The sequence below is a fragment of the Pseudoflavitalea rhizosphaerae genome, assembly GCF_003991355.1.
GTDB lineage: Bacteria > Bacteroidota > Bacteroidia > Chitinophagales > Chitinophagaceae > Pseudobacter > Pseudobacter rhizosphaerae.
The window spans coordinates 164,333-179,124 of the sequence record NZ_RCSU01000012.1 but is presented as its reverse complement, the minus strand read 5'-3'; the positions used below and the strand labels follow the sequence as shown (position 1 = coordinate 179,124).

Below are 14,792 nucleotides of genomic sequence, written 5' to 3'. Positions count from 1 at the left end.
CACTGAAGTCTGCCGTTCGTTGATAAAACAGTGAGCATTCCGGGGAAATGTATTAAACTAGCTGCATGCGACGCCTTGCCATTTTTCTGTTCCTAATAACCCTTATCAGGCCATTGCTTCCTGCACAGGAGATCATTTCCGGACCTCCGGCTGAAGAGATCGCCCACTTCCCTTTCCGTTTGCTTACGGGCGGTATCATCACCCTCAAAGCGAAAGTGGGCCATTATCCTGACACACTCAATTTCATTCTCGACACCGGCAGTGGCGGCATCTCCCTCGATTCCTCCACCGTAGACTCCCTCAAGATAAACGCAACGCTGAGTGACCGCACCATCCGCGGCATTGCCGGCATCCGCCGCGTAAAATTCGTTTACAATCAAACCCTGCACCTGCCCGGACTGGATGTAGACAGTCTCAACTTTCACGTTAATGATTATACGGTGCTCACCAGCGCCTATGGTGAAAAGATCGATGGCATCATCGGTTACAGTTTCCTCAGCCGCTATATTGTGAAGATCGATTACGACAGCTCGATGATCCATGTTCTCACCAAAGGCACCATCAAATATCCGAAGGGCGGATTTTTATTGAAGACACTGCTGGTGAATATTCCTATCATGCAAACTGAAATACGAGATCAAAGAGATATCACATCACGTTTCTATTTCGATACCGGCGCTGGCATGTGCCTGTTACTGAGCTCCGATTTTGTTGCAGACAGTTCCCTGATCAAACCGCGCAGGCGATGGTACGCCACTCAGGCAGAAGGGCTGGGTGGTAAAGCCCCGATGCGGCAAGGCGTGATCAAACAGGTAAAGCTCGGCCCTTACAAATTCAGGAATGTACCCACCTATATCTTCGAGGATGAATTCAATGTTACATCTTATCCTTACCTGGGTGGACTGATCGGTAACGATCTTCTCCGGCGCTTCAACCTCATCATCAACTACGAACGCCGCGATATTTACATGACGCCCAATTCCCACTTCAAAGACATATTCGATTATTCTTATACCGGGCTTGGCATGTACCTGGTAGACGGGGAGATCGAGATCGTTGATATCATGCCGGGATCGCCCGCTGAACAGGCCGGCTTCCAGTCCGGGGATATCGTACTGGCCGTTGGCAATAATTTCAGCAAGAATATCCAGGCCTACAAAAATCTTCTGCAATCGCCCGGTGAAAAGCTGAAAGTGCTGGTACTGCGGGACCAGGGCCCGGTTGTACTCACTCTCAAGGTAAAAAATATCCTCACCGGAAGGTAATATCGAAGCTTTTCGAACAATAGGAGGTTCAAAATTGTACTTTGTGTCGTTAATTTGCTGTCCGCATAAAGGAAAATGACACATGATACAATTTGAAAAATTCACGCTCCCCAATGGTTTACGCGTGATCGTACATGAAGACCATACCACGCCTATGGCCGTTGTGAATATTATGTACGATGTGGGCGCCAGGGATGAAGACCCCAATAAAACCGGATTTGCTCACCTGTTCGAGCACCTGATGTTCGGCGGCTCCATCAACATAGAAGATTATGAAACGCCCCTCCAGATGGCAGGCGGCGAAAACAATGCCTATACCAGCAACGATCTTACCAACTACTACGTGCAATTACCGGCAGAGAATGTGGAAACCGCATTCTGGCTGGAAAGCGATCGGATGCTCTCCCTCGCTTTCAGCGAAAAAAGCCTGGAAGTACAACGGAAAGTAGTAAGCGAAGAGTTCAAAGAGCATTATATCAATAAGCCTTATGGCGATGTCTGGTTCAAGCTCCGCGAAATGGCTTACAAAGTGCATCCTTACCGCTGGCTCACCATCGGAAAGGAACTCTCTCATATCGAGAACGCCACACTCGCTGATGTGAAAGCATTCTTTGCAGAACATTACAATCCTTCCAATGCCATTATGGTAGTGGGCGGACATGTAAACACCGCACAGGTGCGCGAGCTCACGGAGAAATGGTTCGGCGATATCCCTGCCGGAAAGAAATGGGAGCGTCATACTCCTGAAGAGCCGGTACAGACTGCACCCCGCAGGGAAATTGTGTATGCCGATGTGCCGCTGGATGCGCTGTACAAGGTATACCATATGGATAACCGTCTTAGTCATGGTTACTATGTAGCCGATCTCATCACTGAAGTGATGGGTGGCGGCGGATCTTCCCGTTTGTTCCAGAGCCTGGTGAAAGAAAAGAAACTGTTCAGCAATATCGAATGCTATCATTTCGGGACTGTTGATAAGGGCCTGCTCACCATCGAGGGAAAACTGGTGAAAGGCGTGAAGATGGAAGAGGCGGAGGCCGCCATCGAAGAAGAGCTGGAGAAGCTCAAACGCGAAGGCATATCCGAAAAAGAGCTCACCAAGGTGAAGAATAAAACAGAGTCTGCCATCGCGTTCGAAGACATGAGTGTGATGACGCGCTGTAACAATCTCGCTTTCTATGAGCTGCTGGGAGACGCCTCGCTTTTCAACAGCGACCGTGAAAAGTATTTTTCAGTTACCGTGGAAGATGTACTCAACTACAGCCGCAAGTACTTTGATGTGAACAACAGTTGTACCCTTTGTTATTACAGTAAACAGTAATTATGCCCAACAGAACTATCGCTCCTCCTATAAAAGATGCAGTTGACTTTGAATTGGCGCTGCCCCGCTGCGATCATCATGTACTCAGTAATGGCGTTGAAGTGTACGCGCTCAATATGGGCAGTGAGGACACGCTCCAGATCAACTGGGTGTTCTATGCCGGCGCCTGGTACGAAAAAAAGAAAGCCCTGGCTGCCGCCACCAACTTCCTCATGAAGAATGGCACATCCGGCCGCACCGCTTTCGAGATCAATGAACATTTCGATTACTACGGCGCATATGTGAACCGTAGTTGTTACTCGGAAACTTCTGAAGTAACCCTGCACTGCCTTAACAAGCATGTGCATGCGCTGATCCCCGTGATTGCAGAAATGTTCACCGATGCTACTTTTCCTGAAGAGGAGATCGCCATCTACAAACAGAACTCGCTGCAACGTCTTAAAGTGAATTTGCAGAAAAGTGAATTTGTAGCTGGCCGGCTCATCGACTCCTATCTTTTCGGTGAGAAACATCCTTACGGGAAATACAACAATGCAGAAGATTATGAAGCCCTCACCCGGGAAGACCTGGTGGGCTTCTATGAAGAATATTACCGCAAAGGCCGCATGGTGATCTTTGCTGCCGGCAAACTGCCGGAGAATATGATCGCCGAACTTGAAAAATATTTCGGCAGTCTTCCTGTTCGCAAACACCGCGAAACAGTCGTGGGCGTGCAACACAAGATAGAACCGGCCACACAGAAGAAGTACAGGATCATGAACGATCCCAATGGTGTGCAGGCCGCCATACGTTTACTGCGTCCATTCCCGAACCGTCACCACCCGGATTTTCAAAAAGCGCAGGTGCTCAACAATGTGCTTGGTGGTTTCTTCGGATCGAGATTGATGGGTAATATCCGGGAAGACAAAGGCTATACCTACGGCATCTACAGTTATCTCCTCAACTTCGTGCACGAAAGCGGCTGGATGATCACCACCGAAGCCGGTAGGGATGTGGCGGAAGAGACCGTGAAAGAGATCTACAATGAAATGGCCCTGCTCCGCGAAGAAGAAGTGGACGAAGAAGAACTGATGATGACCCGCAATTTCATCATCGGAACAGTGCTGGGCGACCTGGATGGCCCGTTCCAGGTGATCGGTCGCTGGAAGAATATGATCCTGAACGGTGTTGATGAAGCCTATTTTTACCAGAGCCTGCAGGTAGTGCGCAGCATTACCGCAAAAGAGTTGCAGGACCTGGCCAATACCTACCTGCAGCCCGACGATTTTTACGAACTGGTTGTGATCTAAAAAGCTGATCCGGATAACGGAAATATTGGTAACTTAACTCCCGGATGTAAATCGGCAGTTATGAAATTTATTATGCGGGTAGTAGTTACCTCCGTTATCGCGTTCGGACTTTCTTATATTTTGAGCGGCGTTCATATCGATACTTTCTGGACGGCCATCATCTTTGCTGTTGTGCTGGCCATTTTCAATGCCATACTGAAACCCATTCTCATTCTGCTTACATTCCCCATCACATTGGTCACATTCGGGTTGTTCCTGTTCGTAATCAATGCCTGTATTATTCTGCTCGCGGAAAAAGTGGTCCCCGGTTTTGTGGTGGACGGTTTCTGGTGGGCGTTGCTATTCTCTTTGTTATTATCGATCGTGTCATCCATGTTGTACAGGGAAGACAATAAAGAGCGGAACACAGATCAATAGACTTTACTCCATTCACCTTCCATATTTGTATGCCGTATGCAATTCGATCGCAAAGACCTGGGCAATGATCAATTGGTCCAATTTTACAGAAGCCTGTTGCTTCCGCGCATGATTGAAGAAAAGATGCTGGTCTTATTGAGGCAGGGACGAATTTCAAAATGGTTCAGCGGCATTGGCCAGGAAGCCATTGCAGTAGGAGCCACCCTGGCGCTGCAACCAGATGAGTGGATCATGCCACTGCATCGTAATCTCGGTGTGTTCACTACCCGCAACATGCCGCTCAGCAAACTCTTCAGGCAATGGCAAGGCAGTCAGGACGGCTACAGCAATGGGCGCGAAAGAAGCTTTCACTTCGGCAATAAATCACATCATATCTGTGGCATGATCAGTCACCTCGGTCCGCAACTGGCCATTGCTGATGGCGTGTCGCTGGCGGCTAAACTTCGTAATGAACAGAAAGTTTCGCTTGCCTTCACCGGCGAAGGTGGCACCAGCGAAGGTGATTTTCATGAAGCCCTCAATACTGCTGCTGTTTGGGACCTGCCTGTAATTTTTCTTATTGAGAATAATGGTTATGGACTAAGCACTCCCGTTAGTGAGCAATACCGTTGCGGGAACCTGGTAGACCGCGCACGCGGCTACGGTATGGAAGGCGTTCAGATCGACGGTAACAATATCCTCACCGTATACGATACCATCAAGGGCGTACGTGAATACTGCATCCGCGAACAAAAGCCCTATCTCATCGAATGTATGACATTCCGCATGCGGGGTCATGAAGAAGCCAGCGGCACTAAATATGTTCCGCCACACCTGTTTGAAGAATGGGAGAAGAAAGATCCCGTGAAGAGTTTTGAACAATGGTTGCTGGAAGAGCAGATCATACCTGAAGACCGGATTGCTGGCATCAAAGAGAATATCAGGGAATATATCGAAGTGGAACTGGCGATGGCGCAGGAGTCAGCTTCTGTGAGGATAGACACCAATAAAGAGCTCGCCGATGTATACGCGCCTGTTCCGGAAACCGATGTGCCTGATGTTAGTTTGGTGGACGATGAAAACAAAAATGAACTTCGTTTGATCGATGCCGTGAAAGAAGGGTTGGACCAAAGCATGGAACGCCATCCGAATCTCGTTATCATGGGACAGGATATTGCCGAATACGGTGGCGCTTTCAAGATCACCGAAGGGTTTGTAGAGAAATACGGAAAGAGCCGGGTGCGGAATACTCCAATTTGCGAAAGCGCAATCATAGGGACCGCACTTGGCCTGAGTTTGGAAGGTTACAAGGGTATCGTGGAAATGCAGTTTGCGGATTTTGTGTCTGTGGCTTTCAACCAGATCGTAAATAACCTGGCCAAGATCTATTACCGCTGGGGCCATGCCGCCGATGTAGTGGTACGCATGCCAACCGGCGGCGGAGTTGGGGCCGGGCCTTTCCATTCACAAAGCAATGAAGCCTGGTTTACGCATACTCCCGGTCTCAAAGTGGTATACCCCTCTACTCCTGAAGATGCCAAAGGCTTACTCATAGCCGCTATCAACGATCCCAATCCTGTGATGTTCTTCGAGCACAAAGCCCTTTACAGAAGCGTAAGCGGCGACGTTCCCGATGTATATTATGAAACGCCCATCGGCAAAGCCAGGAAAGTGCAGGAAGGAACAGATATCTCCATCATCACATATGGAAGCGGTGTGCATTGGGCAAAACAATATGCGGCCGCAAATCCGGATATCTCTATCGATATACTCGACCTACGTACGTTATTGCCATTGGATTATGATGCCATCCGTGAATCAGTTCTGGCAACCGGAAAGGTAATGATCCTGCATGAAGACACGCTCACCGGCGGTATTGGCGGTGAGATCAGCGCCTGGATCAGTGAGCATTGCTTTCAGCATCTCGATGCTCCTGTTTTGAGATGCGCTTCTCTCGATACGCCCGTCCCTTTCAATATTGACCTGGAAAATAATTTCCTGGCGAAGGCGAGGCTGGACGAGTGTGTGAAGAAATTACTTACTTATTGAGCTGCTGTATCCGCAGTGCAGCCATATTTTTCAGTTAGCAGTCCGATATAGCGGTCTGCATTTTCTATCATGCTTATCAGCGTTTTTGTACCGGTGTATACATCAAAGTCTTTTTCATCGAACATCGTGCCGAGCACAATTGAATTGTTAGTTTTAGATAACGAGATATGTGATAACTGTCCGTTTTCCTCTAACAGGAACCTGTTAATTGAATTTATTTTTTCCGGATCTGCGGGCGCTTTGGCCAGTATACATTCAATCACTACCAAATAACTCTTGAAACTGTACACGATATTGATCTTCGCCCTTCCCTCCTGAATTGCCCAATATTCAAACCCGACCTTACTCTTACTAACAGACTTACCTGCCTGACGAATGGATTTTTCAATAAAGGTGTGAATGGTGTCAACAGGCACCACTTCAGGATGGGGGAATGTGATTTCTTCTCCGCATGCTGTGCAATGTTCCGGATCCGGGTCTTTCTGCAAAACGAGCGCTCCGCAATGGGGGCACCGCACTGTTACTTTACCGTAATACGGTTTATACAAATCCAGGGCTTCCTGGAGATATTTCAGGGGAAGCACGTAACCATAATCATATCCGCCGTCTATTTTTTCTGAATTCACGCCTATCACTTCACCTTTGTTGTTAACCAGCGGACCGCCGGTATTACCGTTATGGATAGCCGCATTTACATGGATATAATTCAAACCATCCTGTTCTGAAACGGGGTCCAGTATTACTCCTGTCAACGATGCTTCAATCGCATCTGCTTCAAATCCAACAGAAGCCACTTTATCTCCTGCTTTAAGAACTGAGGGGTCTCCGAATACAATAGCAGGTCCCTGCCAGTTGGCTGGAGCTTCCAGGAAGGTGAGGTCATGCAGTTCATCCCAGTATAATACACGGGCCGAATATTCATTGAATGCTTTGTCGTAGAGCTTCACTGCACTTACAGTTTCCAGTCCCAATGCAGATGTTACCAACAGCCCGTGTTGTTGAAGGTAGAACCCAGACTGTGTTTTTTCCGGTGCTTTCACTTGCATCATCGCATCCTGGAACTGAAATATGATTGCCTGATTTGCCATTGAATAATTATTAGAGTACTAGAAAACGAATTGTTGAGAGGCCAGCTGATAAATGAATGAGGGATAGAATGAGCCAGGGCTATCATAAATTATTTCATCCTTATTGAACCTGAAATCAGGGTATGTGGCCTGCCAGGATTCTTCTATGCTACGAATTGCTTTTTTTACACTCAGGGCCTCTATTTTCCCATCATCGGATCTGAAAGCAGGCAAACCCAGGTCTCTAAAATAATCTGAATACATTACCTGCATATATACCACAAACAAATCTGTAAAAGGTCTTGCCATCGAGCACACATACTGTATATTCAGTGGAGCCTGCTGATACAGGTTTTTTACCACTTCCGGCTCACTATCGGCATAAAAACTAATATCTTCCTGTAATTCGTCCAGAACATCCATCACTTCGTTTGCTGCGGGTTTTCTTCTTTGGGTGAAAGTGTACAGTGTTCTGCAGAAAGATTTTGTGATCTCGTTTTCCGGTTTGGCAAGCAATTGCCTGAACTTCTGTTCCATCTTTTGATTACGGGATTCTTCACTACTGCCGTCATTGGTAAAGTAGATCCAGTGTATGTCGTTGATCGTTTTTTTCAGGAGCCCTTCAGGAGCCAGCAGAAAATCCAGCCTGTATGCAAGTGTCCGGTATAGAACAGATTCTGCGGTTACATCTTGTTCTGCAGATAACTCCAATGTTTCTTCAATCCATTTACGGAAATATTTATATTTCACTGTTATTTCTGCATGTGGAATACTTATATCGGTAGCAGTATCGGTGGGAATTATCTGCGGGAAGGATGCCTGTATATGCCGGAATGCTTTTTCTGACTGCAATGAAAGTTCTCTCAGATTCTCATAAAGAAGAGATGATATTCCCTGCCGGTTAAGATCCAGTTCAATATTCATTTTGATATGGTTGCCGTTCAGAGAAAACCGGGAATAATAATTTTTGTGGTTCTCTGCGAGAAGGTAGTCTGTCAGGCCAATATCAGGCTGCTCCACGCTTCCGATATTGACTTCAGCTTTTAAAATATTTCCGGAAACATTTCCACGCACAATAACAGGCCCCTGATATACGAGAAAAGAGAGCTGGTCTTCTTCCCTTTGCCACACTACATTATTGAGCTGTTCATCTTTCAGGTACCAGAAATAGGCTTCCACACCATCCAGGTATTGTTGTTCTTCAATCAGCTTCATGGCTCTCCGGTAGGATTGAATTTGCTGTATGCTTTTTGTATTGTCTGAGAACTGACCAAAATAAATACCTACTCCATCTGTTCTTTTGGTGTCGGGAATGGGAACTGTATGCGATATCATGTTGCCTGGATTAATGAGTTTTTTGAGTTGAAGCTGAGCTTTTCGTTAATATCAGTGTGTAGCCGTCTGAGATTTTTTTTACTGAAATTCAGGGAAGTTAGTTTGTTATTATAACAGCCAAAAGCTAATTCTGACCGACTGCCTGCTTTTGAATACAGCCTGTCAATAGTCATGAACATACATCAGGTTTCTGCTACTCTTCAACAGAACCATTAGTGGAAAATGGAAGATCCATGCAAAAACACCGGGAATATATCTGGAGGACTGACCTGAAATGAAGTTTTTCAGAAGCACAAAACAATGGTCCGGTTTTTTGTTCGGCTTTCAGCGAAGAAACGTATATCTGGAATTTCACCCGGAATTCCATGACACCTGATCTCTTGGTATCGGGCATCAACTATAAAACATGGCTTCCACAGCCGGGCTCAGTTACTGGTTGGTTTTTCCCGGCCCGTACAAGGGTTGTCCTTTACGCAACCCTGTATGCTTCCCCTCCTGCATCGTAATGCCACCATTCACAATCACATGGCTGAAGCCTACCGAATATTGATGTGGTTGTTCAAATGTGGATTTATCATTCACTGTAACAGGATCAAAGATCACGATATCTGCTGCCATTCCGGGTTTCAGCAATCCCCTGTTGGTGAGCTGGAACTTTTGCGCAGCGAGTGATGTCATTCTGCGGATGGCTTCTTCCAGAGAAATTACCTGCATGTCTCTAACGTATCTGCCCAGGATCCTCGCATTGGTGCCATATCCCCTTGGATGCGGCATTCCTTTTCCGGGGCTTGGTACACCGGCGTCTGCGCCTACCATACAGAAGGGATATTGCATGATGTATTTCACATCGTCTTCGCTCATGCCATGATAAACCATTTGCGCGCCTCCCTTTTCCATCATGTCCATAATGGTTTCTGCTTCCCAGGCGGCTTTCGGTTTTCTTCCCAGTTTCTTATTGATCTCGGTAATGCTTTTACCATTGTAACTGCTGTCTGCAGAAAAATTGGCCACTACCGCGTAGCTGTAGTTCTTGTATTTGTATTTGGCAAGTTGTTCCAGCATTCCTTTTTTGATTGCTGCCCGGATGGCGGGATTGCGGAGTCTTGCTTTCAGGCTGTCCTGCCCGCCGGCAAGCGCCCAGTCGGGAAGTCGAACGCCCAGGTTGGTGCTGCTGGCTGTATAAGGATATTGATCGATGGTAACATCATAACCTTCATCCCTCACGGCTTTGATAAGGCCGAGTGTGATATTGGATTTACCCCAGCTGGCCCTGCCACTCACTTTGAAATGTGAGATCTGCACCGGAACATTGGCTTCTTTCCCTACCTGGATGGCTTCATTGATGGCATCCACCACGCCGTTTTCCTCATTTCGTATGTGCGATGCGTATAGTCCGTTGTATTTGCCGGCAGCTTTTGCCAGACTCACTACTTCTGCGGTGTTGGCAAATGTGCCGGGGATATAGATCAGCCCGGTGGATAATCCTACAGCGCCTTCCTGCATGGCTTTTTCCACCAACTGGTCCATGCGGGATTGTTCTTCTGGTGTTGCCAGTCTGTTATCGCGCTTCATTACCTGTTCGCGAACGGTGTTATGACCAACCAGTGAAGCTACGTTGATGGAACTATGTATACTGTCTACCTGTGCAAAGAATTTTCCGAGACTGGCTGCAGATCCGCCACAGTTGCCGGTGATCACGGTGGTGACACCATCGAAAATGTAATTGTCGGCAGTGGGGGTTTCTTTGATGCCGCCTTCGATATGGCCATGTACATCAATGAAGCCTGGCGCAAGAACCTGCTGCTTCGCATCAATAATAGTGGTTGCTGTGTAACCAGACAGTTTGCCAACTGCCATAATCTTACCATCTTTCACGGCAATATCTCCATAGAACCAGGAATTGCCCGTGCCGTCTATGATCTTGCCATTTATGATCAGGAGGTCACAGGACATTTGTGCGTTTGCCGCCACCACTACTAACAAACAAATGAATGGGAGGATGATTTTCATATATAACTCAATAAAGGGTTTCTGCTGGCGGCTTTGAGCCTGCCATACCATTTACATGGAAAATACAATAATAGAACTACCGTTGCCCAATATGCGTAAACGCCACCAAGGCCAAATCCGAAATCTTTCGGGAAGCTGTTCACGAAATTCAGGAAAGCTGAAGCATCGTATCCCTGCATAACTCCGGTGATCAGCGCCATCAAATGGATCAGGTAGAAATGTGTCAGAAAGAAGAACATCGGTACTTTACCATATACCAGGAAAAAATCAGTGAGTGGGCCTTTCGCTCTTTCCATCAAGCCCAGCGCAAAGATGGCGGGCCCTAAGGTCATCAACAGGAAACCCAGTGATGGCGGATACTTGGTGGTATTCAGAAAAGATAGAAAAGTGTACAGGGAAGATGATTGGGTGGACCATCGCTGCGGATCGCCATAAATATTGATGAAACGGATGATGATGAATAGCACTGTAAGGAGCAGTCCGAGCCGGATGAATATCTTTCTTCTTTGGTCGGCATCCTGCTGAAAATACTTTCCAAACACATACCCTGCGCCCATCACACCCACCCAGGGTATCAGCGGATAACCGATCACCAGTCCGTGATTGGCGCCCAGTGGGAAGAAGCCAGGCACATGCAGGATATTCCATAGCCAGCCGGCGCTGCCCAGTGAAGCAGGACTGATCCCATCCAGTGCATTATGACCAACGATCAACAACAAACTGATGATAAGGATCGCTTTCAGCGGCAGCTTCACCATTAATGAAAGAAAGATCATACACATGCCGAGCGCCCAGATCACCATCGCGAGAATGAGATCATAGCGGAAATTGAAATGCAGGGCAAAATGTGAAATGGTGAATTCGATCAATACCAGGAAGAGGCCGCGTGAGAGCAGGAATTTCGATAATTCCGCTTTCGATCTTTTTAATCCAAAGAGAAAAGCACCCGTGCCTGCAAGGAACATAAATACCGGCGCACAGAAATGCGTGATCCAGCGGGTGAAGAACAAGCCCGGTGTGGTCTGCGTGAGGTCCGTTGGATCGAACCTGACGTTGGTGAAAAAATCACGAACGTGATCGATGGCCATGATCACGATGATCACTCCGCGAAGGAGATCGATAGACATGATCCGGCTACGGGATGTAGCGAGTGGTTGCATAGTAAAGGTTTATGGGTGAGCGGCCGTTTCAACGGTCTCGAATAGCCGAAGAAAATTGCCGCCTAATATGCCTTTGATCTGCTGCTGCGTATAGCCTCTCCTGATCAGTTCCCGGGTAATGAGTGGAAAATCAGTTACATCATTCAGTCTTTGCGGTGTTGACGTGATGCCATCGAAGTCCGAGCCCAGTCCTACATGTTCTGATCCGATCAGTTTCACGATATGGTCCAGGTGATCGAAAAGGAGAGAAAAGGGAGCACGGAGTTGTTGTGCGTCTTTCGCATATTTTTCGGCCAGTAACTCGGTTACTGTATTGGTGTCTTTTCCACTGGCGAAAAGTGAATCTGCTTCGGCGCGGTGCTTGCGTCTGAATTCGCGGTTCTTTTTGAAGAAGCTGCTGTCAAGGAAACCGGAGTAGAAATTGAGGTGGATCACGCCACCATTCTTACCCACGGCTTTGATCTGTTCATCTGTGAGGTTGCGGGAAACGGGACAGATCGCATGTGCGCAACTGTGAGATACGATTACCGGTTGTGAAGTGGTATTGATGGCATCCCAAAAAGTTTGTTCTCCAACATGGCTGAGGTCTACCAGCATACCGAGCTGGTTCATATGCTTCACCACTTGTTTGCCGAAATCATTGAGACCTTTAGGTTGTTTGCCTTTGTATTCATCGGCTGCCGAGCTGGCCCAACTGGTGGAATTGTTCCAGGTGAGTGTGAGGTAGCGGGCCCCGCGAATAAAAAGGCTGTCGAGATAATCCAGCCTGTCTTCGATCATATGTCCTCCCTCCACGCCGATCATGGCGGCGAGCTTCTGTTCCTTCACCGCCTGCATCAGTTCTCTGGAATTGGTAACGATAGTCATCTTGCCGGGATTCCTTTTCTGTACTGCATAGAGTGTATCGATCTGTTGATTGGCGCGGCGGAAACCTTTGCCATGGGTATAACTGCCATCGCTCCAGATTGAAAAGATCTGAACATCGATACCGCCTTTGGCAAAGCGGGCAAGGTCAGAATGTGTTTTGCCTTTGAGGTTTTGATCGAAGCTGTATCCTTTTTCGATGGCGGTGGTGAGAATATCGTTGTGCGTATCTACAACGATGGAGCCGAAATGAAGCTCTTTCCAGGTTTGTGCATAACCATAAAAGCAAAAGGTCAGCGCTACTGCCAGTGATACGATTTTTCTCATAGTGGTGGTCTTGGAGATAATAAATGTAATCAAGAGTTCTAAGAACGCCATAATCAAATTTGATCACCGGAAAAATAGCTGTTTCAAGGTGTGGCCCGTCGCTCGCCTCCCGGCGAGTGACTTCTATTTAGTCGCCTCCGGCGACGCAGCGTTCGCCAGAGGCGAACGACTGGCAACACCTTGCTTATTCACCTGTTCCTTTTTCTCCCACAAACCACTGTTCCTTATTCCTGAACAGTACGTTGAAAGTGGTAAGGGTACCATAGATGCGGGTGATATATTGCTGAAGGTTTACTTTTTCCTCGTCGCCGAGTTGTTTGTGCACATTTACCTGTTGTTCCAGCACGCGGAGCCTGTCTCGCAGCATCACGATCTTATGAAAGAAAACTTCCACAGGAACTTCTTTGGGCTTCTGTGATTTGTCTGCCGGTTGCAGGACCATGACGCCGCCTTTCCATTTGTCGCCGAGTGGCACTACCTCACTAACGCCATTCCACAAACGCAGGATCTTGAGCAGGGATTTTTCTACATCGCTATGGGTTTCGATCTCTTCGGTTACATTGTCCGGGATGATCTCATCCAGGTTGGAGTCGTTCTTATCGATCTCCTTTGTTCCGTGATTGATGAAAGTGATCAGGTAAGTGGCGTAGCGGATGCCGGTGATAACGCCGGGTCCGAATTGTGTGTGTTGCAGGCGGGTGCCGATGCCGAGATTGAGTTGGTCCATGATTTATTATGAATTTAGAAAAGTCTGGGGATCAATATAATGAGTTTTCTGCTGTATTAATGTAGCACCTCAGATAAATCTTTATGACAAGTGAAGGTTTATTTTTATCTTTTACCAGTGTATTCAATTAAACCTATCCTTATGCGGATGTATATTAGTGTACTCGCTTCAACAATACTCTTTCCGATTTTTTGTGTCGCTCAGGAAACTGTACACAATGAGGAAGGGGTTATTGTTATCAAAGTTCAAGGGTTTAAAGATTCAATTTCTCCGGCAGCGACCTCGTTCAATTACCGGTATTTCATTAAAGGCAACAAGATCTTGCGTAATGACAGCATAATTGAACCTGAATTGAGCAATAACGGAAAAAATCAGAGAAGCCATCAGAATTTGCGATTGAAAATAAATGCAGCGTCTGCAATGCGTTTTCCTAAATACCTCATCGACCTGAATACAAATCAATGCACCATTTTTTATAAAGAAAAAGGTAAGCCATTTGCCTCAGTCGATTCTTTGAAAAATAACCCGTTTGAATCCTTTTATCGTTTAAAACTCTTTCCAAATCTGAAGCAGCATACTATTTTGTTTGGTAGTAAGAAATTCGTTGATACGATACTGGGAAAGAAATGTCTGGCCGCAAAAGCTATTTATAGTTCAGGGGATACTTTCTTAATTAAATACACTACAGAACGGCTGACAATGACATCTCCATTGAATTATTTCGTTCCTGGATTTTCCCATCAGATCCTTGAGTTGCAGGTTGTGGCCAATAGCGGAAAAGATAATTTTTATATTAAGTATGAAGTGGGAGTTATGCGGAGGGAGAAATTAAACAGCGGGTTGTTTACCATTCCCTCTGATGTAATAGTGAAACATCGTGTTCCCATTAGTTCGATGAGTGAACTATAGGATGGATTTGATAAACCGGTTTATTTTCTTGTCTCAATTTTATCCTTCATACGTTATTAACGCATAATCTAAA

12 protein-coding genes are annotated in these 14,792 nt (G+C 46.7%); 6 read left to right on the top strand and 6 right to left on the bottom strand.

All coding sequences use genetic code 11. The features are described from left to right. The first annotated feature begins 65 nt into the window (after window positions 1–65). The 5 genes from D9Y29_RS20045 to D9Y29_RS20025 all read left to right on the top strand — a co-directional run bounded on the left by D9Y29_RS20045 (window position 66) and on the right by D9Y29_RS20025 (window position 6,320). Window positions 66–1,265 carry an aspartyl protease family protein gene (locus tag D9Y29_RS20045; protein ID WP_127131582.1) on the top strand — a complete coding sequence of 400 codons (1,200 nt, stop codon included), beginning with the start codon at window positions 66–68 and terminating at the stop codon, window positions 1,263–1,265. A gap of 82 nt (window positions 1,266–1,347) precedes the next feature. Beyond that, window positions 1,348–2,586, top strand: coding sequence for a M16 family metallopeptidase (locus tag D9Y29_RS20040; RefSeq protein ID WP_127131580.1), 1,239 nt, complete (start codon window positions 1,348–1,350; stop codon window positions 2,584–2,586). Between the two features lie 2 nt (window positions 2,587–2,588). Beyond that, on the top strand, window positions 2,589–3,875 hold the full coding sequence (locus D9Y29_RS20035) for a M16 family metallopeptidase (RefSeq protein WP_127131578.1): 1,287 nt from the start codon (window positions 2,589–2,591) through the stop codon (window positions 3,873–3,875). A gap of 60 nt (window positions 3,876–3,935) precedes the next feature. Further along, window positions 3,936–4,292, top strand: a complete 357-nt coding sequence (locus tag D9Y29_RS20030) for a phage holin family protein (protein WP_127131576.1) — start codon at window positions 3,936–3,938, stop codon at window positions 4,290–4,292. A 36-nt stretch (window positions 4,293–4,328) separates the two neighbouring features. Then, entirely contained in the window at window positions 4,329–6,320 is a 1,992-nt protein-coding gene (locus D9Y29_RS20025; RefSeq protein WP_127131574.1) for an alpha-ketoacid dehydrogenase subunit alpha/beta, read from the top strand. Here D9Y29_RS20025 and D9Y29_RS20020 read toward each other — a convergent pair. From D9Y29_RS20020 to D9Y29_RS19995, 6 genes are all read right to left on the bottom strand, one after another. Next, window positions 6,314–7,408 (bottom strand): trypsin-like peptidase domain-containing protein, encoded by a 1,095-nt coding sequence (locus D9Y29_RS20020; RefSeq protein WP_127131572.1) that lies wholly within the window; start codon window positions 7,406–7,408, stop codon window positions 6,314–6,316. The genes D9Y29_RS20025 and D9Y29_RS20020 overlap by 7 nt on opposite strands. An 18-nt stretch (window positions 7,409–7,426) precedes the next feature. Further along, window positions 7,427–8,722 (bottom strand): hypothetical protein, encoded by a 1,296-nt coding sequence (locus D9Y29_RS20015; protein ID WP_127131570.1) that lies wholly within the window; start codon window positions 8,720–8,722, stop codon window positions 7,427–7,429. A gap of 429 nt (window positions 8,723–9,151) precedes the next feature. Next, window positions 9,152–10,732, bottom strand: a complete 1,581-nt coding sequence (locus D9Y29_RS20010; RefSeq protein ID WP_127131568.1) for an N-acyl-D-amino-acid deacylase family protein — start codon at window positions 10,730–10,732, stop codon at window positions 9,152–9,154. Further along, a complete protein-coding gene (locus D9Y29_RS20005) occupies window positions 10,729–11,892 on the bottom strand; it encodes an acetyltransferase domain-containing protein (RefSeq protein ID WP_127131566.1) in 1,164 nt (387 codons plus the stop codon). The genes D9Y29_RS20010 and D9Y29_RS20005 overlap by 4 nt, the downstream gene beginning before the upstream one ends. Before the next feature lie 9 nt (window positions 11,893–11,901). Next, a complete protein-coding gene (locus tag D9Y29_RS20000) occupies window positions 11,902–13,083 on the bottom strand; it encodes a dipeptidase (protein WP_127131564.1) in 1,182 nt (393 codons plus the stop codon). A 184-nt stretch (window positions 13,084–13,267) separates the two neighbouring features. Beyond that, window positions 13,268–13,810: a hypothetical protein gene (locus tag D9Y29_RS19995; protein WP_127131562.1), complete on the bottom strand. Its 543-nt coding sequence runs from the start codon at window positions 13,808–13,810 to the stop codon at window positions 13,268–13,270. A gap of 141 nt (window positions 13,811–13,951) precedes the next feature. On the opposite strand from D9Y29_RS19995, the gene D9Y29_RS19990 reads away from it, so the two are divergent. After that, entirely contained in the window at window positions 13,952–14,719 is a 768-nt protein-coding gene (locus D9Y29_RS19990; protein ID WP_127131560.1) for a hypothetical protein, read from the top strand. Window positions 14,720–14,792 lie beyond the last annotated feature (73 nt).

Bases quoted from the DNA above. Each gene is read 5' to 3' on its own strand.
- D9Y29_RS20005 (WP_127131566.1), bottom strand. From the start codon at position 11,892: ATGCAACCACTCGCTACATCCCGTAGCCGGATCATGTCTATCGATCTC.
- D9Y29_RS20020 (WP_127131572.1), bottom strand. From the start codon at position 7,408: ATGGCAAATCAGGCAATCATATTTCAGTTCCAGGATGCGATGATGCAA.
- D9Y29_RS20040 (WP_127131580.1), top strand. From the start codon at position 1,348: ATGATACAATTTGAAAAATTCACGCTCCCCAATGGTTTACGCGTGATC.
- D9Y29_RS20030 (WP_127131576.1), top strand. From the start codon at position 3,936: ATGAAATTTATTATGCGGGTAGTAGTTACCTCCGTTATCGCGTTCGGA.
- D9Y29_RS20015 (WP_127131570.1), bottom strand. From the start codon at position 8,722: ATGATATCGCATACAGTTCCCATTCCCGACACCAAAAGAACAGATGGA.
- D9Y29_RS20035 (WP_127131578.1), top strand. From the start codon at position 2,589: ATGCCCAACAGAACTATCGCTCCTCCTATAAAAGATGCAGTTGACTTT.
- D9Y29_RS19995 (WP_127131562.1), bottom strand. From the start codon at position 13,810: ATGGACCAACTCAATCTCGGCATCGGCACCCGCCTGCAACACACACAA.
- D9Y29_RS20025 (WP_127131574.1), top strand. From the start codon at position 4,329: ATGCAATTCGATCGCAAAGACCTGGGCAATGATCAATTGGTCCAATTT.
- D9Y29_RS20000 (WP_127131564.1), bottom strand. From the start codon at position 13,083: ATGAGAAAAATCGTATCACTGGCAGTAGCGCTGACCTTTTGCTTTTAT.
- D9Y29_RS20045 (WP_127131582.1), top strand. From the start codon at position 66: ATGCGACGCCTTGCCATTTTTCTGTTCCTAATAACCCTTATCAGGCCA.
- D9Y29_RS20010 (WP_127131568.1), bottom strand. From the start codon at position 10,732: ATGAAAATCATCCTCCCATTCATTTGTTTGTTAGTAGTGGTGGCGGCA.
- D9Y29_RS19990 (WP_127131560.1), top strand. From the start codon at position 13,952: ATGCGGATGTATATTAGTGTACTCGCTTCAACAATACTCTTTCCGATT.